A 23,516-nucleotide genomic window follows, 5' to 3' on the forward strand; every position below is an offset into this window, starting at 1 on the left:
TTCTAGAGTATTTTTTGATTTCAAAAATGGCCTTGCACAAAAAAAAAATCACTTTTTCAGAAAATGAGGGTTACCTTTTTTAAATTTAGCGAATAATATAATAGACGGACATGAAAAACTACAGTGATGAACAAATCCTGAAAGGGATATTAAGACACGATAATTTAATATTGCAGTACATCTACAAACAGTTTTACTACCAGGTAAATTTATTCATTAAAAAGAATAGTGGGAACGAAGATGATGCAAACGACATTTTTCAGGAGGCGATAATAGTCATCTACCGTAAGTTGAAAGAAAACGATTTAGTTTTTCAAACGAGTTCTTTTCAGGGGTATCTTTTTTCGGTTTGCCGGTTTTTGTGGCTGAAACAGCTTGAAAAACGGAGAATTGAGCAGGAAAAGATAAATGATACACTGCCATTCCAGGAAGACATTTACGATGATAGCCTGGTGGAGTTGGTTGAAAAAAATGAAAAGTATGGTTTATACCAGAAACATTTTAAAACCCTGAGTACAGATTGTCAGAAGCTTTTGCAACTATTTTTCGAGAAGGTCCCGCTGTCCGAAATTGCACGGATTATGGGCTACAAAGGCGAAAAATATGCAAAAAAGAGAAAGTTTAAGTGTAAAGAACTTCTGATTAGCCGAATAAAGCAGGATACAGAATTTAAAAAAATACTTGAAGATGATACCTAAAACAAAACACTTTGACTGGATTGAGGATTATTTAATGGACGCCCTCAGCCAGCACGAAAGAAGTGAGTTTGAAACGGAGCTGGCAAGTAATAGCTTGCTGAGCGAAGAAGTAAAACTCGAAGAGGAAATTCAGTTGGCAATAACTGAAAAAGAAGTTCTTAACCTTCGGGAAAAGTTAGAAACAGTTTCAAAACAAACAAAAGAAGGAAACACCCCTTTCAATCTTTTGGATGGTTTTGAAAATATTCAGGAGCTTTCCGAAAAATTACCCCCGGAAGAATTACTGAAGTTTTACGATTCGTTACCCAAAGCGCACATTTACCAGCACGAGCTGGCTTCAAATGAAAATATTCACGAGTTTTTCAGGGAACAGAATATTCCCGGGTTGGAAAACGACTTGGCTTTCGAAGATTCAGAAGACGATGATTTTGAATTGGAAGGGTTGGAAGAAGCAATTCTTGAAAGCGATGTGCTGAACCTGAGAGAAACTCTTGGAAAAGTTTCTACATCTGTTCGTGTACAATGTTCGTCAGACGAAGTCGACCGGTATCTTAACGGCGAATTGTCAGCGCAGGAATTAGAGCGGTTTGAACAGGAACTTGCTGTGAACAGCATTCTGCAAAAAGAAGTTGCGTTGCACAGAGAAATGGAAGGTGCTCTGATGGAGCTGGATATAATGAATTTGAGAGATGAAATTTCACACCTGATGGGTGCTGAAACCTCTTGGAATGTTTCTGAAAAGCAGATTGAAGACTTCATTTCGGGCTCGCTGGTAGGAGAGGAGCTGGAGCTGTTTCGCTCAGAATTAAACGAGAATTCAGATTTGAAAGCAGAGGTTGCTTTACGACGAAATGTTGACATGGCCGTTAGCGAGACGGAAATCTTTGCTTTACGAAACGAGTTGGAGAAAGCTAGGAATGACGCAAGAAGTAAAGAAATAAAATCTTTGATACCTGACACAAAAGTTCAACATATGAACTGGTGGAGAGCCGGTGTTGCCGTGGCAGTTGTTTTATTTGCCATAGCCGGCATTTTTAATAACGAATTTGGAAACCTTAACCGAACCTATGATAACTATTACCAGCAGCCTGAATGGGCTCCTCAGAGGTCTGTTAGTGCTGATATTGGTGTGCTACAACAAGCCAACGGTTATTTCGTAGATGGAGAATACGAAAAAGCGCTTCTGCTTTATGATAAGGCGATAAAAGAAAATGAAGACAAGTTCGTTTTTCAATTCTATAAAGCAGCCAGTCTGCAAAGCCTCGATCGATTTGAAGAAGCCATCCCTGAATATTCAAAGGTTATAGAGCATGGTGATAATATGTTTGTAGACGAAGCGGAATGGTATAAGGCTTTGTGCTACATAAAACTTGAAAGAAAGGATGCTGCCCATGAACAACTCCTGGCAATCATAAGCAAGAACGGTTATTATGCAAAAGATGCGAAAGCTGTTTTAAGAAAAACCAGATTCCTTTTTTGAAAATTTGATTCATTAAACTTGATTTTTACACATTCCAATACGTTCTTTAAAAGTCTGAAAAAACTATCGAAATAAAAGCGTTAAGCTTGAAAACCACACATTTTTATTTACGCTTTTGTTTTCTGTTCATCCACGAAAATTTAGCTCGTTATTGAAACTACACATTCTATTCTATTCGATTTTTTCGAGCCTTTTTTAACCGGATGAACTGGTCGATAGCAATGCCCGCAAGGGCAAGGACTAAAAGTCCAAAGAAATAGTAATCATAGCTTCTAAAGAGAGGTTTTGCATTGCCGATGCTTACGTAACCAAGCCAATAGTGAGGATGCGCCATGCGCGGATTGGCATTTTCCAAATAACTTAGCTTTGCCAATCGAAGCGCCTCGTCGGTAGGTCTTCCTTTTTTTAGGTTTTGGTAAAAAGAACTCATTATTTTAGTTCCGGCATTGTCTTCAACTTCCCAAAGCGTCATTACTATCGTGGGACATCCGGCATATAGAAACCCCCGGGCAAGGCTCATAACACCTTCCCCTTTTTTTAAGTTTCCTGCTCCGGTATTACATGCACTTAATACGGTTAAACGTGCATTGAGGTCAAGATTATATACATCTGCAGTATTTAGCCAACCATCGTTATAAGGCTGATTGCTATTGTTTTGAGAAAATGCCAGTCGCGAAAAAGCCGGCAGTGAATCATTAATAAATGCGTGCATTGCCAGATGTAAGATGTCATAGTCTTCGCTTTGTTCCCTAAAGTTTTTTTCTGTAGCATCTTCGCTTCTGAATAACTGCATCCTTATTTCATCAGATATAAGATCGACCTCACGTTGTACTCCGGGTAACGGATTTAAAATCAGTTTGTCGTTTTCGAAAGTAACTGTATCTGAGTTGTATATGGGAGCAAATGCAAGAAGCTTGTTTTTTGCTTTCCGTTTTGTTCGGTTGAACTTAAATAGTAGATTGGCAGAGTAGGCATAATTTACCGCGTTTTCCTTAATAAGATATGGAAGGGTATTAAAATGTATCGTTTGGGACGTGTCGGGCATTTCAGTTAAAAATGCATCAAAAGGCAGGTAATTTAGTTTTCCATCCGGTATAATCGTAATTTTTTTGTTCTGAATGTCATCGGCAAAAGGATACAGTAGTTTTATGTATAATTTATGAGCTGCAACACAAAAATCTTTAGAATTCTCATTCTTTGTAAACAGATATGCCGGATTTGACATAAATCGGAATGTTTCTTCAATGGACTTTATAAATGATGAGTCGATATCTATTTTGTGAAAAGACAAATTCCCTTCTGAAAAAAGGAAGGCATATAACTCTGGAATAGAGTCTGTTTCGTTAAAAGCGTATTCGATTAAAACCTCGTTATCATTTAAGCTTTGGTGAACTGTATTTGAAGAAATGTATTCGTCAGCATATTTAAGTTCGTAATAATCACTGTAGTTTTTTTCTAAATAGTTATTGAGTTCGTCGCGTTGTTTTTTTAACTGAAACAACATTGAGTCAGCCGATGCAATCTCCAAATGGTTGGGTTTTTCTGCTCTCTTTAAGTCAAATAGCTTCTCGTTTTGATTTGTAATGCTGTAGTTTAGAGTGCGTTCAAGTTCTGTTAGACTGTCTGGAACCAAGCTGTTTTCTCTTGCTAGCTGATCTGACAGTTTGTCGAAAACAGAGCTTGCCTTTAGTCTTTCCGCATTAACAAAAGCGAATTCGATAATTTTAGGATTTGTTTCTATTTCAGTGGCTTTGTATGCTGTCTGTACAATTTTATTGAAAGTGGCACCCTCCAATTCTGCTAACTGTATTTTACTCTCATCAGAGTATAGCTCCTTTCGGGCCTGCTGAATTAGTCCTGCCGTAATTTCGTAATATTCAAGCGCTTTTTCTATGGACTCTTTCCGTTTTGGATGAGTTGTGTCTGTGTATATATCTGAGATTTTAGTGTACGTATCGGCAATTAGTTTTAAAAGTTCAAGGCTTTGGGTTAACGAGTAACTATTGCCGGCAGAGAAAGAGGTGCTGGAAAGGCTGTCTGTGTCAACCCCAAGCGCTTTTATCCCTTTTTTATAGTATGTGATTGCTTCTGTAAGATTAGCTGTTTTCCTGCTTCTGAAATTGTTGATGTCGTTTGTCTCGACTATTGTATTGTCAAAAAGAAAGCCTTGGGTTTTATAATAGAAAGAAACTGCGATGCCATCGTTTATATTGTTGTCTTTTAGTGCATTACTTGCTTTTGACAAAATGCTCTTTGCTTCCTCCGTTTTGTGATACGTGATTAAAAATGTGGCAAAGTTTAGATAATCGAAAATGACATTGACTTCAGATTTGGAATAGAATTCTTCCGATAATTTGATTGTATTTGAATAGCTCATATAGGCATTATCGAATTGTTCAATATTTTGATATATTACGGATTGTAGACTTGCGTATAATATTCTTGTGTCGGGATATGCATTTGAGTAATTTTCTTCAATAATTTCAAGAGCACTTTCATAGTTTTTCAATCGGTTCTGAATATCGGCAATATTGTAATTTACATCAGCAATACTCCCTCGGTTTCCATCAGTACTGTATTTTTGAAAGATACGTCTGGACATTCTATAATAGTCAAGAGCTGTAATTAAGTTTAATTTTCCTTTATAAACGTTGCCAATATTATTATACAAACGGGCAATAGGAAGTTCATTGGACGTTGCTTCAGAAGAGTATGCTCTCTCTGCTAAGAGAAAATGTTCAATAGATTTATCCCAAGCTCCTAGATCCTTGTATATTATGCCGAGTGCATTCTGGACTACTCCATACTCATAGCTAGATTTGGAATATATTCTCTCTCTTATTTTTGCGGATACATTGAAGGAATCAATAGCCGCCTGTAGATTAGAATTTCTAAAAAAAGTAATTCCTGAATGATAAGAATCTGATGCCCGGATCGAATCCGAAGAGTAGGTCGTGCTATGTCCTGATATACTGAAGAATAGCAATGAGAAAATTAGTAGCTGTATAGACTTGTTTCTTAACATTTTATCCTATTTACTGAAGGTTAAAAATAACTTTTTTTCAATTTTCTTCCAATTTGAGGGTTACCTTTTCTTTGTTTTCGGAATATATATATAGAATGTGTGTTTTCAAGTTTAACGAATTAAATTTATTTACGATGAAAAGGTTTTTTAACAACACCGAAAAAAGAAATGTAAAAGGTTTTGAAGTATTAACCTCTAATGAAATGTTAAAAGTACGTGGCGGTGGTAATCCGAGACCTATTACAAGAGATAAAGATATTTTCGAAGGCGAATCTCGCTAGTTATTTCCTAATATATTTTTGATTATTGCTATTTAAGCGGCAGAACTAGTCTGTTGCGTGTTATGATTGTGCCCATTTCCCCTGGAACAGTTGGTATTTTGAATAAGAACATTCCAAGGAGCCATTGAATAATGCAAGCTTTTTACTTGGCTTTAGTCCAACGTTTTTGAGGTATTCTCTCGACGAAGTTAAAATCCAGGCAGTATTTCCGGCAAACTGATGTTTTAGTCTTTCCCCAATCATAGCGTAAAGTGCATCCATATTTTCTTCAATAATTCTTTCTCCGTATGGAGGATTTATTATTATTGTAGCATTGTTGCTGGTTAATTGTAGATCTTTCATGTCGCTGGTCTGAAAATCAATTGCTGAAAAAACTCTTGCTCTGCGGGCATTTGTTTGTGTTGTTAAAACACATTCTTTTGAAATGTCAGATGCATATATTTTTTTAGTGAAGGGTTTTGTTTGTTGCTCGGCTTTGACACTTTCAAATAATTCCTGATCATATCCGGGCCAGTTTTCAAAAGCAAATTCTTTGCGAAATCTTCCCGGAGCAACGTTTTGCGCTATCATAGCGGCTTCAATAGGCAACGTTCCTGAACCACACATAGGATCAATGAAATCCGTTTTGCCGTCCCATCCAGATAATAAAATCATTCCTGCTGCAAGTACTTCGCTTAATGGAGCCTTCCCCTGAATTGAACGATATCCTCTTTTATGCAACGACTCACCTGAACTATCCAGCGATAAAATGCATGTATTTCGGTTTATATGCGCGTGAATAAAGATTTCAGGAGTGTGGGTGTCAACGTTGGGTCTGCTTCCTGTTTTCAGCCGAAAATGATCGGCAATCGCATCTTTTACTTTTAATGATGCAAACATCGAATTCCGAAATTCTTTGGAATGCGAAACTGTACTGTTTATAACGAAGCTTTGGTTAACAGAAAAATATTTTAACCAGCTCACTTCTTTACATCTCAAATAGAACTGGTCGATGTCATTGAACTGAAATACTGCAATTTCTTTCAGTACTCGTATGGCAGTTCTTAAACAATAATTTGATTTGTAAATAGTTTTCAAATCGCCTTCAAAAGAAACGGCTCTTCGGCCTTCTTTTATGTTTTCTCCTCCAATGGATTCGATTTCTTTTGCCAGTACAGATTCTAATCCGGAAAAGGTTTTTGCAGTAAGTCTAAAATTTTTCAAGTTGATTATTTTTAATTAAATGCCTAGTCCGTCAATAAAAGCAACTTCTTTGTGTCGCGATTGAACTAATTTTGAATTGGGTGGAATACTATTGGTAACCCAAACGTTTCCACCTATTACGGAGCCTTTACCAATTGTAATTCGACCCAGAATAGTTGCTCCGGAATAGATCACCACATCATCTTCTACAATAGGGTGTCGAGGAATACCTTTTATCGGATTTCCATTTTCGTCGAGCGGAAAACTTTTGGCGCCCAAAGTAACTCCCTGGTAAATTTTTACATTGTTGCCAATAATACATGTTGAGCCAATAACAACACCGGTACCATGATCAATTGTAAAACTTTCTCCGATCTGTGCCCGGGGATGAATGTCTATTCCTGTTTCGCTGTGGGCCATTTCCGCAATAAAACGTGGGATGAGCGGAACGTTCAACTCAAGAAGCTTGTGAGCCATCCGATAGTTTGTAATGGCTCTTATCGCGGGGTAGCAAAATATTACTTCGCCGAGATTTTTGGCTGCGGGGTCATTCTGGTAGGTTGCATTTACATCGGTAACAAGTTTTCGCCTTATTTCCGGCAGATGCTCAATAAAATTTACCGCAATATCTTTGGCTTTTGGGGTATGCTTTTTTACTTTATCTGCTCGTTTATCCTGGCACTCGAAACATAAACCTGCCAATATTTCCTGACTAAGAAGTTCGTACAACTCATCAACATAAACTCCCATGTAGTGGCGCGTTGAATTTGGCCTTAAAGAAGTACTTCCGAAATACCCCGGGAATAATATTTCCCTGACCATGTTTACAATTTTCTTTAGCTTGGCAATAGAAGGCAGAGGTTCGCCCATGCGGTGTTCGTAGCAAACAACATCGTAGGTAGACGGATCGCTTAAACGTTCTATTGTTTGTGCCAGCTTGTTATCAAATTCCTGGATAGTCATCTTTGAAACTTTAAGATTAAATGCAAAATTACGTAATTCATTTCAATTTGTCTTCCCGTTTGTGAACAAGTAAAGCTTTGTTTGGTTTACCGTCCCGTGGCCTGCCTGAGGTGTTGCAAGGCGTTTTCAAAACGGGCATCATTTTGTCCGGAAACAATCTGATAATCGAATCCGTATTTCTGAATTGTTTCGATGTACCTGTTTTGCAGATACGAACGTCTTTCTCCTCCATTTTCACGAACCGGATCTGCCACCCATGGAAGGTCGGTATCGCACACCAGAAACAAATCAATATTGGTGCGTTCTATTTCTGCTTCCAACCACTTGGGGCATTTTTCGAAAACTTCTTCAAACCAAATTTTTGTTATTATTAACCAGGTGTCGGCAAATATCCAGGGGCGACTTAAATTTTGGTTTTCCTGAAGTTCGCGAACCTGGTGGCGAGCAATGTATTCCACATCAGAATAGTCGTATTTTCTATTGAGTCTCTCGATATAATTACGGGCAAATTCGGGAATAAAGGGAACTTGAAAATAATTTGCCAACCTTTCTGTTAGCACGCTTTTTCCTGTTGACTCAGCTCCGGTAATGACTATCGTTTTTGGCTTTGTTTTCAATTTTTTTCGCTTAAATGTTTTCTCCATTCAACGTAGCCCAAAACAGCCATCACTGTGTAAACAATAAAAAGAACAACCGTTGGCCACAGCCCTTTGTATACATACAAGCCCGCTGAAAGCAGATCTACAAAAATCCAGATTAACCAATGTTCGATGTATTTTTTTGCCAGCATCCAGGTTGCAGTTATGCTAAGTGCCGTTGTCAGAGAATCGAGGTAAGGAACTGTTGAATCCGTAAAATTTGTCAGGATTAAAACCAGGGCGATATAAATTAATGCTGTAACCGGAAGCCCGACCACCATAATTTGTTTTGGGGTTCGTTTTACCGGCACCCCGGCTTTGTCGGCAACCTGCTTTTTTGCTCCTCCTTTTAGCCAAAAGTACCAGCCGTAAATACTGATTGCCACATAATATACCTGCAATCCCATGTCGGCGTAAAAGCCCGACTGAAAAAATACGACTGTGTAAAGCAACGAAGTAAATAATCCGGTTGGCCAGGTTAAAATGTGTTGCCTGATAGAAAAAAAGATATAAAGAAGGCCGAGGATTGCTCCTAGCAATTCAATTATATTTTCCCACAACCAGGTGGTTAAAAATTCTGCCATTTCCGAATTATTCTACCGATACAAGAAGATTGTTGTAGCGTTCTTTGTTTTCAATAACTTCAAGAGCTTTTAAAATCGCTTCGTCCTCTTTAAACAGAATTTTGAAATAGTCGTTTATTGAAAAGAGATCCCGGGCGATGAGCGCTTTTATATCATTCTTCATTGTTTTTATTGTAAAGTCGAGGCTCTCTTCGTCTTTTTCAACGCCATCTTTTTCTCCCTGTGCTACAATTGAGTCAATCATATTTTGGGTGACCTCAAATTTGCTGTTAAACTTTTCAAACTTCGGATATTGCTTTTTAAGGTCAGCCCGGTGCAGGTCAACATAGTCGAGAACAAAGTTGTAAACAACGTTGGTTCTTCTCAATCGATTATAGTACCTGTAGTAGGCAGAAGTATCCATCGGTATAAAAATGTCAGGCATAACGCCACCGCCTCCGTATACATTTCTTCCGTTTAAAAGTGTTTTAAATTTGAGCGAATCAGAAAGATGTATGCTGTCGGCATTAAACAACTCGCCGGAACTAAGCCTGTCGAGATAATCGCGTTTGTATTCTTCAACGCCATGTTCGTAAGGCTTTTGAATGTTCCTTCCGCTGGGAGTGTAGTAGTGTGCCGTTGTTAATCTAACCAGCGAACCATCCGTTAAAAAATAAGGTTTTTGCACCAGCCCTTTCCCAAACGAACGCCGGCCAATTATTAAACCACGATCCCAATCCTGAATTGCACCGGAGACAATTTCACTTGCCGATGCAGAAGATTCGTCAACCAGAACAACCAAATTACCATTTTTGAAGATTCCCCCTGAAGATGCTTTGTAGTCTCTGCGCGGTTCATGCAATCCGTCGGTGTAAACAATCAGTTTGTTTGCGTTCAGAAATTGACCTGAAATTTCAATGGCTGTTTTCAGATATCCTCCGCCATTTCCACGCAAATCGAGAATCAGATTTTGTAAATTCTGACCTTTCAGTTCTACCATGGCTTTGGTAAATTCTTCGGTTGTAGTTGCTGAAAACTTATTCAGTTTAATGTAACCTGTTTTGTCGTCGAGCATGTAAGAAGCATCGAGGCTGAATATTGGAATTTTATCGCGGATGATGGTAAAATCCAGCATCTCGTCCAGATTACGGCGTAGCACTGATAATTCAACTGTTGTGCCTTTGTCGCCCCGGAGCATGCCCATCACATCACTGTTCTTCAATCCGGTTCCTGCAATGTTTTTCCCGTCAACCTGAAGTATGCGGTCGCCGGCACGTAGTCCGACTTTTTCCGACGGACCACCGGGAATGATTGAAGTTATTAGCAGGGTATCTTTAAAAATGTTGAACGAGATTCCAATCCCTTCAAAGTTGCCCTGGAGGGGTTCGTTCATTTTATCCACTTCTTCTTTCGAAATGTAAACAGAGTGCGGATCCAGCTCGCTCAGCATATGAACAATGGCTTTCTCTGTTAAATCATTCACATTTGCCGAATCAACGTAATATCCATCCACCAGACGCAGCAGTCTGCCGAATTTCATCTGGTTTTTCTGAACGTCATCCTGAGCCTTCAGCGGCGCCGCAGGGAAAAAAGCCAGAGCAGCAACGAAAGCGACTGCAAGTACATCTATAATATTTTTCGGAAACCTATTTTTTGAGATGGTAATCATGCTTATTCATTTTTGTTATTAATGAGAAAACGTCTATTCCCACTCAATTGTTGCAGGCGGTTTTGAGCTGATATCGTAAACTACCCGGTTTATGCCACGTACTTTGTTAATTATTTCGTTCGACATTTTAGCCAAAAATTCATAGGGCAGGTGCACCCAGTCTGCAGTCATTCCGTCTGTAGATGCTACCGCGCGAAGGGCAACAGTGTTTTCGTAGGTGCGTTCATCTCCCATAACACCAACCGACTGAATTGGAAGAAGCACAACTCCTGCCTGCCAAACTTTGTCGTACAAATCCCAGCTTCTTAGCCCGTTAATAAAAATTGAGTCGGCTTCCTGCAACATCCTTACTTTGTCGGGGGTTACATCGCCTAAAATTCGAATTCCAAGACCCGGACCCGGGAACGGGTGACGCCCCAGTAGTTCGTGTTTTATATTAAGGGCTTTCCCAACGCGTCTGACTTCGTCTTTGAACAGTAAGCGCAGAGGCTCAACAATTTTAAGATTCATTTTTTCGGGAAGTCCTCCCACATTGTGGTGCGATTTTATAGTGGCAGACGGTCCGTTTACCGATACTGATTCAATTACATCAGGGTAAATAGTACCCTGCGCCAGCCATTTTACGTCTTTTAATTTTTGCGCTTCAACATCAAAAACTTCAATAAAGTTCCGGCCAATAATTTTCCGTTTTTGTTCAGGGTCTGTAATTCCTTTCAAATCATCCCAGAACTTTTGCCGGGCATCCACGCCTATTACGTTCAGCCCCATATCTTCGTACGAATGCAGTACCGATTCAAATTCGTTTTTGCGCAACAGCCCGTTGTCTACAAAAATGCAGGTGAGGTTTTTTCCGATGGCTTCGTTAAGCAGCACGCCGGTGACCGATGAGTCAACACCGCCCGATAACCCCAGCACAACTTTATCGTTGCCCAGCTTTGCTTTCAGTTCTTTTACCGTGGTTTCCACAAAAGAATCCGGAGTCCACGATTGATCGCAGCCGCAAATGTCAACCGCAAAGTTTTTTAACAGTTGCTGGCCTTCTGTTGTGTGATAAACTTCAGGATGAAACTGAATGGCATAGGTCTGTTCGCCATCAATTTTGTAAGCTGCAAAATTTACATCTTCAGTAGAAGCAACCACTTTGTAATTTTCCGGCAGTTTAACAATGGTGTCGCCATGAGACATCCAAACCTGGGAATGTGGCGTAATGCTTTTAAAAAGCGCACAGCTCTGGTCTACAAATCCCAATTTTGCCCTGCCATATTCACGCGAGTTTGACGGAGCCACTTCGCCACCAAAATAGTGAGCCATGTATTGTGCTCCATAACAGATTCCCAATACCGGAAGCTTGCCTTTTATTTCCGTAAGGTCGGGGTGGGGAGCTTCTTCGTCACGAACCGAGTACGGACTTCCTGAAAGAATTACCCCTTTTACGGTTTCATCAATTTCAGGATGGTGGTTGAACGGATGAATTTCACAATAAATATTCAGCTCGCGAATTTTACGTCCAATCAACTGGGTATACTGCGATCCGAAGTCGAGAATTAATATTTTTTCCTGCATGAATTTAAATTTATGATGGCTGGCATCGTTCAAACCACAAAAGTATAAATTACGGGGTAATATCGGCCGGTTTGTTTTCTGAAAGAATTCAAAATTAATTTCAAATAACAACGTTTAAAACAAAGACATGGTCAATATTTGTTATTTTTGGGCGAATTTTATAAAATCGTTTTTAATGAAGATTTCACGTTACTTCCTTTTTGCATTGTTGTTTGCCGGAATTTTCTGCGAAGCTGTGGCACAACCGTTGAAGGAAAATGAAATAGTTGTTATTCAGGGTGAAAAGTTTGTATTGCACCAGGTACGTACCGGAGAAACAGTGTTTTCAATCAGTCAGCAATACAAAACAGATACCCAGATTCTCGCAAAATATAATCCTCAAATTTTAGAAGGGTTAAAAATTGGCGATATTTTAAAAGTTCCTTATCGCGAAGATGTGGAACTGCCGAATTTTCCCGATACGAAAAAAGGCGATCCTTCTCGCTTTGAATATTACACGATTTCTTCACGCAGAGAAACTCCTTATTTTATTGCGAAAGAGTTTGGCGTAACAATAGAAGAAATTTATGCATATAACCCCGAAATTACCCGTTTCAGGAAAGGAACAAAACTGCGTATTCCGGTTTGGGAATCTGCCGAAGCGGTTTCTACGCCCGAAACCAAACCCATGGTTCAGGAGAAACAGAAGCAGCCGGAACAGAAGCAGGAGATGATTATGCATGAAGTGAGGTCGGGCGAAACGTTGTACTCTTTGTCGAAAAAATACAAGATTTCCGAAAGCGAAATTCTTTTTTTGAACCCCGGAGCTCGCAATTTGAAAGCGGGAAGCGTAGTGTACCTTCCCAAAAAGCAGGAACCGGTTTTTAAATCTCCTGCTGATAAAATTTCCAATACCATTGACGAAACAAATACTAAAATACTCGCTCCCGCAGGGAATTATTTCGATCATCTGATTGTTTCCGGTGAAACACTTTGGGCGCTCACTCAGAAATATGGAGTTACCGAGGAAGAGCTGAAGCAATTGAACCCGGTTTTGGAAAGCGGTTTTCCAACGGGTACTACCATTAAAATTCCGGTGAAAGCGTCTGAACTAAGCAGTGCAGAGCCGGTAAACGAAGATGCATTTATCAGGCACGTGGTTCAGCCCCGCGAAACCCTTTTCCGGTTGTCATCGCAGTATCATTTAACCATTCCCGAAATTCGGAAATTCAATCCTCAGCTTGAAAACCGTAATCTGGTTCAGGGCGAAACAATTCTTATCCCGCGGCGGCCCGAAGGAGAAATTGTGCAGACCGCGGAGATTACGCCCGTTGATTCATTGAAACCGGAAACTCCGCTTTTCGAAAGTGATTTTTATGATATTGATGTTCCTGTTGTTATTCCCGAAAACTGTCGTCCCGGGCAAAACCCCATGGTTTCAGTTACAACTTACGATGTGGCTTTGTTTCTGCCACTGTATATTTATGCCAACGACACACTAAACAAAAAAACTGAGCCGTATGAAATTCCTTTCGATTCGCTTTGGGCTGTTGACGATAGTTTGTCGGCAGACACATTAATCGAACAGGACAAACCAGTGGAAACGTTTCACGGATTTTATCGGGAAAGCGAAAATTTTCTGCAATTTTATGAAGGCGTTTTGCTGGCCATAGATTCATTGAAAAAGGCAGGAATGAATATTCGACTGAATGTTTTCGACACGCAGCAAAGTCCGGATTCCATAAGAAAGTATATTTATGCAGACGGATTTCTGGAAACAGATTTGATTATCGGTCCTGTTTATCCGAAGGTGCAAAATGAAGTAGCAGATATTGCAGCGAAGAATCGAATTCCGATTATCTCTCCGTTGTCTTCGCAGTCGCGCGACATTTCCAGCAACCCTTATTATTACCAGGTTAACCCAACGCGTGAATACCTTGCGGCAAAAACAGCAGAACTGGTAACCGAAGAATATTTCAACAGTAATTTTGTAGTTGTGAAAACGTCTAATTCGGGCGGATTGCACGAAGAAAAGGTGGTTGACATGGTTCGCGAAAGAATGCAGAATTCCGGACTGTGGGAACAGCCGCAGGGAATGCAGTTTCATGTTTACGATTTTGCCAACCAGGGACGTTCCGGTCTTAAAGGCGTGTTTTCTCCTGATAAAGAGAATGTCGTATTTGTTTCTTCCATGAATGAAGGTGACCTCAGTCTCGTTCTGTCCAACATAAATAATTTGGTGGGCGAATACTCCATCACGTTAATTGGCTTTAACCGGTACGAGCAGTTCGAAAGCATTTCCGACGAGTTTTTTCATAACCTGAAATTGCAATACATCGCTCCTTACTGGGTCGATTATTCTCATCCGGCAACAATTCGTTTTCTGGAGAAGTTTAAAAAGCATTATTATACCGAACCCAACAATTTTGGGATGCAGGGATACGATGTTGCTTTCTATTTTTTGAGTGCTTTGAAAAACTATGGAAAAGGTTTCGAAGATTGCCTTCCATATCAACAGGTTCATCTTTCGCAGGGAAACTACAGTTTCGAAAAAGTTTCGCCTTTCGGTGGGTACATGAACCACGGGGTTTCGGTAATAAGTTACGGGCGTAATTTCGATGTGGTGCGCAAACGTGTTGTCGGGCCGTTTCGGATTGCCCAGAAATAAAAAAGGGAGTTCCGCATTGAAACTCCCTCCGAACTATTGATTTTTGATTAAATCCCCATTTCTTTAAATGTCTGTTTAATAATTTCGATGGCTTCCATCAGTTGCTCCTCTGTGATTACAAGAGGCGGCGTAAAGCGGATGATGTGTTCGTGCGTTGGCTTGGCAAGCAGGCCGTTTTCTTTTAATGCAACACAAACATCCCAGGCGGTTTTTCCGTTAACGGGTTTAATGGCGACAGCATTCAGCAGCCCTTTTCCCCTTACAATTTCAATCATTTCTGAAGGGATTGCTTTCATCTCATTTCTGAAAATTTCTCCCAGACGCAAGGAATTTTCAGCCAGCTTTTCTTCCTGAATTACATCCAGCGCTGCCATGGCAACCCGGCCGGCAATCGGATTTCCCCCGTATGTGCTTCCGTGTTCGCCCGGTTTTATGGTAAGCATAATCTCGTCGTCGGCCAAAACGCAGGAAACCGGATACATTCCACCCGAAAGTGCTTTTCCCAGAACCAGAATATCGGGACGTACATTTTCGTGGTCGCAGGCCAGCATTTTGCCTGTTCTTGCCAGTCCGGTCTGAACTTCGTCGGCAACAAACAGCACGTTGTGCTTTTTGCACAATTCAGCGGCTTTTTTCAGGTAACCGTCTTCGGGTACATAAACACCGGCTTCCGCCTGTATCGGCTCTACCAGAAACCCGGCTACGTTGGAGTCTTTTAATTCGTCTTCCAGCCGTTGCAGGTCGTTGTACGGTATATTTACAAACCCCGGAGTGTATGGCCCGTAATGGCTGTACGCATCCGGATCGGAAGACATGGAAATAATGGTAATGGTGCGTCCGTGAAAATTGCCGTCGCACACCACAATTTTAGCTTCATTTTCCGGAATGCCTTTTACTTTGTACGCCCATTTGCGAATCAGTTTTAACGCGGTTTCGTCAGCTTCGGCACCGGAGTTCATGGGCAACATTTTGTCGTAACCAAACAGTTGGGTCATGTACTCTTCCCAGTCGCCCAATGTATTGTTATAAAACGCGCGGGAAGTCAAGGCCAGTGTTTCCGCCTGTTCTGTTAATGCCTTTACAATTTTAGGGTGGCAATGCCCCTGGTTAACGGCCGAATAAGCAGCCAGAAAATCGAAATATCTTTTTCCTTCCACATCCCAAACAAAAACACCTTCACCTTTAGACAAAACCACAGGTATCGGGTGGTAGTTGTGTGCGCCAAATTTATCCTCTTTGGCTATGTAATCCCTGGTTGTTAGTTGTACCATAATGAATTGTTTAAATTATGCGTACATAAATACAATTTTAAAGGAAATTTTCAAAGGAGATTAGTTGGGTTAACAGCCGATAAAACGATTTTTATAACATGTTTTACTGTTTCCAGAACCTGGCGATTAACACTTCGGTTACAATAAACAGCAATGCAAAAAGAATGCACCATTTCCAAAGCTGTTTCCCTTTTTGAATTTCCTGCAGAACTTCGGTGAAATTTGCCGACAGGTTGGTTAAAACTGAAGCATTTTTGAGGTTGGCCAACTGGATGCGTTTTTCGAGTTCGGCGGGGGAGAAGTACCTCAGATCCGATTCATTCCGGTTATAATTGAATGAAAGTGCTGTAAGTGTTTCATTATTACTTTTTACAAGGTAGTGCCCCGCTGTTTCTATGGAATTTCCCGGGTCAATCCGCATTCCCTGTCCTGAAATGCCTGTTCCGGGAATGAATGTTTCGCCGGTTTTTCGGTTTTCTATTTTGATGGAAGATTCGAGGCTGGCATTTACATTGCGCGGCAGAATAAATGTTTGTTCTTTCCCGATGGTGTGAGAAATTTGCTGGTCGGGCAGGCTGTTCAATACAATGTTGTAAAGGGACGGAACAAACAGAATATCGCGGGCAAACATTTCGTTTCTTTTGTCGAGCGGAAAAGCAAATACCCACACTTTCCCTTTTCCATAAGGAAGTCCCGATAGTGCTTTGTCGCCATTCTGAAACCACAGCAGTGGCGTTTCGTTGCTTCTTATGTTTTCTGAAAATTTCAGATGTCCGTCAATTTTGGGAAGCAAAGCGTTTTCTTTTTGTTCTTTGAAAACATTTCTGAAAAAGCGGTTGTCGAAATCGATGCCCGAGATTTCAAGGCTGGTTGTGTCGACGCCCGAAACCGTGTTCGCATTAAATTTCGATAAAAACTGATTGTACGCAGGTGCTTGTTGCGAAAGTTGAGGAAACAAAACAACCGAAGTTCCGGCGTCCACAATCGACTCCAGCTTGCTTAAGAATCCGGAAGAAAAATTTTCGGGATTGATAAGAAAAATGGCGTTACTTTCTGCCAGCTTGCTTATTTGCAAACTTTGAATACTCATGGTTTCCAGCTCCACATAATCGTCGTTTTCAAACAGTGCAGAGATGTACCCGAGCCCTTCCTGCGAGCTTTCAGTGTTGCTGTAAATGGCCAGTGCCTTTAGTATTGGCTCAACAAAATAACTCAGGTACCAGGTGTTGTCGTGGGTAAACGGATAATCGGTTATTTCCACCCTGCCCAGTTGAATGCCTGACGAAACATTTGTGTATTTCAGACTGGCTGTTATTTCATTCCTTGCGCTCACCGAAAAGTTGGTGATTGATTTCAGCGAATCGTTCAGAAAAAGCCGGAGCGGCAGGTTCTGGTAATCTTCGTCGGAGCTGTTTTTTATTTTTACAAAGATGTTTTCTTCCTGGTTGAGCCCGTGGGCAGGCACTTCCACCCAGCAGGAATCGATGTACAGGTTATTCACCTGGTTGGGAATAAGCGGCATGAAATAGCTGAAACCCGTTTCTTCTGAAAAATTTTCCGGATCGGTAATATTTTGCTGAAAATCGGAAATCAGGTAGAGCGTTCCCCGTCCGGTGTTTTCGTGTAACTTGTTTTGCATTTCAAACCGGTTGTGAATGAGCGAGAGGGAAACTGATGCCGGAGAAGACTTTATGTTGGCCACCTGACTGATGAATTGCTCTTTATTAAGCAGGTGTTGGTGTTTGGGTGTCAAATCGTTGGTAAGCAGCCTGAACATGGTTCCGGCCGGGTACGATTGCCCTATTTCTGCCGCTTTGTTTCGGGCGCGTTCCAAAAGCTGACCTTTTTCCGAAAGGGCATTCATGCTGAATGAGTTATCTATATATACCCCGATAACTTCGCCTGAAGAACTTGTTGCAGTTTCTTTGTCGGCCGGAATGTAGGGCTGCGAAAAGGCAAAAACCAGAAATACAATTGTAAGAATACGGGCCAGCAGCATCAGCAGCTGTTTGAGTCTTGACTTTTTCTGCGACTCTTTCTTGATGTCTTTCAAAAATCCCACATGACTGAAATAAACAGTTTTGTATCGCCTGAAACTAAACAGGTGGATAATAATGGGAATGACTATTGTAAAAAGTGCAAATAAAAAAGTTGGATACAAAAACTTCATTTCTGTGAGCTGCTTTGTTGTTATTCTTCTGCAAATATGGCAATTTCTTTTTCACCGGTGGATTTAATGTAACCACGAAACATTGCCGAAGTATTGAATTCCATGGCCATGTTTCCATTGGCATCAAGTGCAATAACACCGCCGGTTCCTCCCAGTTGGGTCAGTTTTTGAATTTCTGCTGCACACGCTTCTTTTACACCCAGTTTTTTGTATTCCATTAGCGCAGAAATATCACGCGCAAATCCTAATCGGATGTAATACTCGCCGTGCCCGGTGCACGACACAGCGCAGGTTTTGTTGTTGGCATAAGTTCCTGCACCAATAATTGGCGAATCGCCAATGCGTCCGTATTTTTTGTTGTTCATTCCGCCGGTGGAGGTTCCGGCGCAAAGGTTGCCGTGAATATCGAGCGCTACGCAACCAACTGTTCCGGTGTTATCGGCAGAGGTGCGCTTCCTTTGTTTTTTCTGCAGTGCTTTTAACGATTCGTACCGTTTGCGTGTGAAGAAGTATTTATTTTTTACCGTTTCAAGGCCTTGTTGCCGGGCAAACTCCGAAGCACCTTTCCCGCTCAGCATTACATGTTCTGAGTTTTCCATGACTTCCCGTGCAGCGGTAATCGGATTTTTTATTGTTCTAACTCCGGCCACGGCACCAGCATTCAGGTTTTCTCCGTTCATTATGGATGCATCCAGTTCGTTTTTCCCGTCGCTAGTAAAAACGGCGCCTTTTCCGGCATTAAACAGGGGCGAATCTTCCATAATTTTAATGGCTTCCACAACTGCTTCGGCAGAAGATGCACCGTTTTTTAACAGCTTTTCTCCGGCTGCCAATGCTTCTTCCAGCTTGGCTTTGTAGTTGTTTTGCTGTTCAATACTCATGGTTGTTTTTGACCGTCCGCCGGCGCCACCATGAATTACGATTGCATATTTTTCTTGTGTAAAAGTCAGGTTGGAGAAAAACAGGATAATGAGCGTACCGAGAAATGCTTTAAAAGTCATTTTCTTTATTTTTTTGTTTTCACAAAAATGGAACAATTAAACGAAAATCGAATATTTCCGCAGTACATCTTTTTAATCAGGGGCAGGTTTCGAGGTAAAAAAAGTTAATCGAGGCTGTACAATACTGAAAAGAAGTGTGAAATAGTTCCCGCCAGTACAAATAAATGCCAGATTCCGTGGCCATATTTCAGGTCGCGCCACGCATAAAAAATAACGCCAAGCGAGTAGCACCCTCCGCCAATAAACAGAAACGCAACGCTGATTCCGGGAAGGTTCTTAACAATGGGAACAATGGCAGTCAGAAACATCCAGCCCATGGCCAGGTAAAACCACATCATCAGTTTTCTGAAACGGGTTAGATAAATTGAGCGGATTATAATTCCTGCAATGGCAAGGCTCCACACAATTCCGAACAGTGTCCAACCCAGCGGGCCTCTGATGGTGGTTAATACAAACGGAGTGTAAGTTCCTGCAATGAGCAAAAATATTGCAGCATGATCGAAACGGGCGAACAGGTTTTTAATGTTCGTTTTTGTAACACTGTGGTAAAGGGTAGATGCCAGGTACAGAATAAACATGGACGCTCCGAATATGGAAAAACTTACCACATGCCAGGCGTCGCCTTTTATACTGGCAAAAACGGCCAGAATTACCAATCCGGCAATGCTAAGCAGCGCTCCAATTCCATGGGTAATGCTGTTGAAGATTTCTTCTTTTAGCGTGAGCGCCCGGTAATGCTTTGTTTTTTTGTTTATTTTTGACATCCTGTTTTAGAAATTAACGTTTTTAAAGAAACAAAATTTTGGCCGAACCTAATTAATTTTTAGAATTCCTTTTAATAAAAACACATTAAGTAATTCTTATTTCTGATGTTTGGGCCTGGCGACCAAATTAATATATAAAAGATGGAACTACCTCAAATAAGAAACGATAACGTTAGTCAATACCTGGACAGAGCAGAAATTGTTCGGGAAACGGCTGAGCAGATTATGAAAGATTTTGGAATGTTTGGTGTGGAAATCAATTTTTCGGGCGATGTGGCAAATGCATACAACGAGCTTCATCTGCAATTGATTGAACAGGTTACCGAACTGATTCGGTACAATTACGATAAATTATTGTCGGTACTGTACCAGGTGGATATTACCGAACGCGAAATAGCAAAGGCCGAGACGGACTTGCCGCACTACAATCATGTGGAAATTATTGCACATCAGGTTATCGCCCGCGAACTGAAAAAAGTATTGTGGCGGCGGTATTTTAAGTCAAAAAAATAAATCGGGCTCCCGGCAGGAATTACCCTTTTTTATTAATTCCCCTATCTTTGCCAAAAAAAATATATGATTCGTTTTTCAGAAAATTATAGCTTAAAACAACATAATACATTTGGCGTGCAGGCAGCTGCGCGTTATTTTTTTGAATTTACCGAGCAGGAAGACCTTGAAACATTTGTGTCGTCCAACGAAACCTGGAAAGAACTTCCGCTTTTGATTTTGGGTGGCGGAAGCAATATGCTTTTTCGGGGCGATTTTGAAGGACTGGTGCTCCACGCAAATATTCCGGGAATTGTAAAAGTAAAAGAAGACCGCCAAAATGTGTGGTTTGAAGTTGGGGCAGGAGAGGTTTGGGACGATTTTGTTGAACACTGCGTAAATTATGGAGTTGGCGGAGTTGAAAACCTTTCGTTGATTCCGGGTGTTGTGGGAGCTTCTCCTGTGCAAAATATCGGTGCTTACGGGCAGGAAGTCGGAAACGTAATTGCACTGGTGAAAGGATACGATTTGGCCGAGAAAAGGCCGGTTCAGTTTTGTGACGCAGACTGTAAGTTTGGTTATCGCGACAGCCTTTTTAAACAGCAGTGGCGCAACCGTCTTGTAATTACTTCGGTGGTTTTTAAATTGGAGAAATTTCCTGAATTCAACCTGAAATACGGGCAGGTGGAAGAAAAGGTGCACGAACTGGGAGAAGTGAACCTTCAGAATATCCGTCAGGCAGTAATTGCTATTCGTTCGTCCAAACTTCCAGATGTTTCTGAGTTGGGCAACGCCGGAAGCTTTTTTAAGAACCCGCTGGTAAATGTGGCAACTGCCGATAAAATCAGGGTAGATTTTCCGGATGCACCGGTTTATCCGGTAACCGAAAAGCAAGTGAAACTGGCAGCGGGCTGGCTTATCGAAAAAGCAGGTTGGAAAGGCCGTCGCGAAGGTAATGTTGGTGTTCATGAAAAACAGGCGCTGGTACTGGTTAACTACGGAAATGCCACGGGAAAAGAAATCTACGATTTTTCTGAACGCGTAAAACAGGCGGTTCTCGAAAAATTTGGAATCTCGCTCGAGCGGGAAGTGAATTGCATCTGAAACTTTTGCTGAGTTTAATTTTTTCCGAAAGGTACTTCATCTTTTTAAAACTGACATCGCCGGGGTTTCTTTAGTCCGGGCAAAGGCGATGCGATCTGAAAAAACATATTAATTTTACGGGGAATTAGAGTAGATGATTGTGCCATGAACTATAAACTATTGTTTTGCTTTCTATTATTTTTCCCGGGCGCTGTTTTCGGCCAATATCCGCTGGACTCTTTGTTAAACAAGCTTGACGATGCAATCGAAAATTTCGAATTGTATACCACACAAAAAGAAAATCGTTTGCAGTTCATCAAGGAGAAATTGTCCACCGTATCTCCGAACTCGCTGGGAGAGTACGATTTGAACACCGAGCTGTTTAATGAGTATCGCCCCTATATTTGCGATTCTGCGATTTTCTATAAAAACAGAAACATCGACATCGCAACTTCACTGAACGACATTAATCGTTTGTATAAAAGCAAACTTCAGTTGGCGTATTTAATGGCATCAACAGGAATGTACATGGAGTCAGTTGATTTAGTTCGTTCTCTAAAAAGGGAACAACTGCCGCCGCAATTGCTCATTGAGTATTATTATACTTACTGGCATGTTCATTCTGAGCTGGCTTTTTATACCCAGGATAATAAAGGCGCGCAGCGATACTGGGAAATTTCGAATATGTACGGCGATTCACTCAGTGGTGTGCTTACTCCCGATGACGATTTGTATTATGTAATAAAAGAGGATTCGTTGCGCAATGCCGGTAATTTGGAAGAGGCGCTTAAAGTGAATGACATAAATATTGCCAAGTTCGAAGTGGGTACGCGTGGTCTGGCTATTGCCAGTTATAATCGTTCGTTAACATACCGGATAGCGGGCAATATTGAGGGGGAGAAATACTACCTCGCACTGTCCGCCCTTTCTGACATTTTATCTTCAACAAAAGATCACGCCTCGTTATGGATGCTGGCAAAGATTTTATATGACGAAAAAGATGTGGAGCGCGCTTATAATTATATTCGGTTTTCGTGGAGCGAAACAGTGTTTTACAACGCGCGCCTCCGTAGTTTGCAAAGTGCTGTTATTTTGTCGTTAATCGACGCAACCTATCAGGCTAAAATTGAAAATAAAAACAGGCAGCTTCAGAATTATCTGGTGTTGATTAGCGCCCTGGTGCTGTTGCTTATGGTAGCTCTCATTTATATTTACAGCCAGATGAAGCGGTTGTCGGTAACCCGAAAGTATTTGCAGGAAGCAAATACGAATCTTAAAAATCTGAATAATGAGCTTCAGTTGGTGAACACACAGATGCAGGTGGTTAATACCGACCTTTCAGAATCCAATCATATTAAAGAAGAATACATTGGGCATTTTATCAAACTGTGTTCTACGTATATTAATAAAATGGATGGTTTTCGGCGGATGGTGAACAAAAAATTAACCGGCGGACACATGACCGAACTGTTGGATATTACCCGGTCGCCTGAAATGATGGATAATGAAATTAATGAATTGTACCGGAATTTTGACAAGGCGTTTTTACGGATATTTCCTCATTTTGTGGAGAAAGTGAACGAACTGCTTGTTGACGACGAGAAAATTGTATTAAAACGGGATGAGCTGCTGAATGCCGAGTTGAGAATTCTCGCTTTAATTCGTCTTGGAATCAGCAACAGTTCGCAGATTGCAGATTTTCTTCGATACTCGGTAAATACCATTTATAATTATCGTGCAAAAATTAAAAACCGGGCTCTGTCGCGCGAAGAGTTTGAAGAGCTGCTGGTGTCCATCAGGTAAATGCTATTCTTCACAAAATAGGACGCGCTTATTATGCCATTTGCCGAAAATGCCATTATGATAAAAATAGTGGCCTTATAAAGCGACCTCATTATTGTTGATTTTTATCCCCTTTGATTCCACTTTTTGTTGATGTTTGTTTTGTGTTAACATTAACTGTGTTAATTAGTTAGATAGTTTGAGTGTTTCCCCTTTTCCACTTAATTTTTCCACTGTAAATAGCTGC

General features: G+C 40.9%; 18 protein-coding genes. 7 read left to right on the forward strand and 11 right to left on the reverse strand.

Annotated elements, in window-relative coordinates:
* The first annotated feature begins 110 nt into the window (after positions 1-110).
* Positions 111-698 carry an RNA polymerase sigma factor gene (locus BUB08_RS16975; protein ID WP_073003111.1) on the forward strand — a complete coding sequence of 196 codons (588 nt, stop codon included), beginning with the start codon at positions 111-113 and terminating at the stop codon, positions 696-698.
* Positions 688-2,178, forward strand: a complete 1,491-nt coding sequence (locus BUB08_RS16980; protein WP_073003112.1) for a hypothetical protein — start codon at positions 688-690, stop codon at positions 2,176-2,178. Before BUB08_RS16975 ends, BUB08_RS16980 begins: the two co-directional genes overlap by 11 nt.
* Positions 2,179-2,344: 166 nt before the next feature.
* On the opposite strand, the gene BUB08_RS16985 is transcribed toward BUB08_RS16980, so the two are convergent.
* Positions 2,345-4,780 carry a CHAT domain-containing protein gene (locus BUB08_RS16985; RefSeq protein ID WP_073003113.1) on the reverse strand — a complete coding sequence of 812 codons (2,436 nt, stop codon included), beginning with the start codon at positions 4,778-4,780 and terminating at the stop codon, positions 2,345-2,347.
* A 557-nt stretch (positions 4,781-5,337) separates the two neighbouring features.
* Between BUB08_RS16985 and BUB08_RS20390 the strand changes: the two genes are divergently transcribed.
* Entirely contained in the window at positions 5,338-5,484 is a 147-nt protein-coding gene (locus tag BUB08_RS20390) for a hypothetical protein (protein ID WP_175550033.1), read from the forward strand.
* Positions 5,485-5,544: 60 nt separating this feature from the next.
* Here the strand turns inward: BUB08_RS20390 and BUB08_RS16995 are convergent, their stop codons facing one another.
* The 6 genes from BUB08_RS16995 to guaA all read right to left on the reverse strand — a co-directional run bounded on the left by BUB08_RS16995 (position 5,545) and on the right by guaA (position 12,062).
* Positions 5,545-6,687, reverse strand: coding sequence for a THUMP domain-containing class I SAM-dependent RNA methyltransferase (locus BUB08_RS16995; RefSeq protein WP_073003115.1), 1,143 nt, complete (start codon positions 6,685-6,687; stop codon positions 5,545-5,547).
* Between the two features lie 15 nt (positions 6,688-6,702).
* A complete protein-coding gene (gene epsC, locus BUB08_RS17000; protein ID WP_073003116.1) occupies positions 6,703-7,629 on the reverse strand; it encodes a serine O-acetyltransferase EpsC in 927 nt (308 codons plus the stop codon).
* 86 nt (positions 7,630-7,715) lie between these two features.
* Positions 7,716-8,246: an AAA family ATPase gene (locus BUB08_RS17005; protein ID WP_175550034.1), complete on the reverse strand. Its 531-nt coding sequence runs from the start codon at positions 8,244-8,246 to the stop codon at positions 7,716-7,718.
* Positions 8,243-8,851 (reverse strand): nicotinamide riboside transporter PnuC, encoded by a 609-nt coding sequence (gene pnuC / locus BUB08_RS17010; RefSeq protein ID WP_073003118.1) that lies wholly within the window; start codon positions 8,849-8,851, stop codon positions 8,243-8,245. The genes BUB08_RS17005 and pnuC overlap by 4 nt, the downstream gene beginning before the upstream one ends.
* 7 nt (positions 8,852-8,858) lie before the next feature.
* The gene (locus tag BUB08_RS17015; RefSeq protein ID WP_073003119.1) at positions 8,859-10,499 is read right to left on the reverse strand and encodes a S41 family peptidase; all 1,641 of its coding nucleotides are present in this window, start codon (positions 10,497-10,499) and stop codon (positions 8,859-8,861) included.
* Between the two features lie 33 nt (positions 10,500-10,532).
* The gene (gene guaA / locus BUB08_RS17020; RefSeq protein ID WP_073003178.1) at positions 10,533-12,062 is read right to left on the reverse strand and encodes a glutamine-hydrolyzing GMP synthase; all 1,530 of its coding nucleotides are present in this window, start codon (positions 12,060-12,062) and stop codon (positions 10,533-10,535) included.
* A gap of 175 nt (positions 12,063-12,237) precedes the next feature.
* Here guaA and BUB08_RS17025 point away from each other — a divergent pair, with 175 nt between their 5' ends.
* A complete protein-coding gene (locus BUB08_RS17025; protein ID WP_073003120.1) occupies positions 12,238-14,709 on the forward strand; it encodes a LysM peptidoglycan-binding domain-containing protein in 2,472 nt (823 codons plus the stop codon).
* 47 nt (positions 14,710-14,756) lie between these two features.
* Here BUB08_RS17025 and rocD read toward each other — a convergent pair whose 3' ends face one another.
* The 4 genes from rocD to trhA form a co-directional block, all read right to left on the reverse strand.
* Positions 14,757-15,980, reverse strand: coding sequence for an ornithine--oxo-acid transaminase (gene rocD / locus BUB08_RS17030; RefSeq protein WP_073003121.1), 1,224 nt, complete (start codon positions 15,978-15,980; stop codon positions 14,757-14,759).
* Positions 15,981-16,083: 103 nt separating this feature from the next.
* The gene (locus BUB08_RS17035; protein WP_073003122.1) at positions 16,084-18,150 is read right to left on the reverse strand and encodes a BatA domain-containing protein; all 2,067 of its coding nucleotides are present in this window, start codon (positions 18,148-18,150) and stop codon (positions 16,084-16,086) included.
* A 20-nt stretch (positions 18,151-18,170) separates the two neighbouring features.
* Complete coding sequence (locus BUB08_RS17040; RefSeq protein WP_073003123.1) at positions 18,171-19,151, reverse strand: isoaspartyl peptidase/L-asparaginase family protein; 981 nt, start codon at positions 19,149-19,151, stop codon at positions 18,171-18,173.
* Between the two features lie 104 nt (positions 19,152-19,255).
* Positions 19,256-19,915 (reverse strand): PAQR family membrane homeostasis protein TrhA, encoded by a 660-nt coding sequence (gene trhA / locus BUB08_RS17045; RefSeq protein ID WP_073003124.1) that lies wholly within the window; start codon positions 19,913-19,915, stop codon positions 19,256-19,258.
* A 141-nt stretch (positions 19,916-20,056) separates the two neighbouring features.
* On the opposite strand from trhA, the gene BUB08_RS17050 reads away from it, so the two are divergent.
* The 3 genes from BUB08_RS17050 (at position 20,057) to BUB08_RS17060 (ending at position 23,290) form a co-directional block, all read left to right on the forward strand.
* Positions 20,057-20,428, forward strand: coding sequence for a hypothetical protein (locus BUB08_RS17050; RefSeq protein ID WP_073003125.1), 372 nt, complete (start codon positions 20,057-20,059; stop codon positions 20,426-20,428).
* A 63-nt stretch (positions 20,429-20,491) separates the two neighbouring features.
* Positions 20,492-21,508 (forward strand): UDP-N-acetylmuramate dehydrogenase, encoded by a 1,017-nt coding sequence (murB, locus tag BUB08_RS17055; protein ID WP_073003126.1) that lies wholly within the window; start codon positions 20,492-20,494, stop codon positions 21,506-21,508.
* Positions 21,509-21,652: 144 nt separating this feature from the next.
* Positions 21,653-23,290 (forward strand): DUF6377 domain-containing protein, encoded by a 1,638-nt coding sequence (locus BUB08_RS17060; RefSeq protein ID WP_073003127.1) that lies wholly within the window; start codon positions 21,653-21,655, stop codon positions 23,288-23,290.
* The last annotated feature ends 226 nt before the right edge of the window (positions 23,291-23,516 follow it).

The organism is Mariniphaga anaerophila, assembly GCF_900129025.1.
GTDB classification, from domain to species: domain Bacteria; phylum Bacteroidota; class Bacteroidia; order Bacteroidales; family Prolixibacteraceae; genus Mariniphaga; species Mariniphaga anaerophila.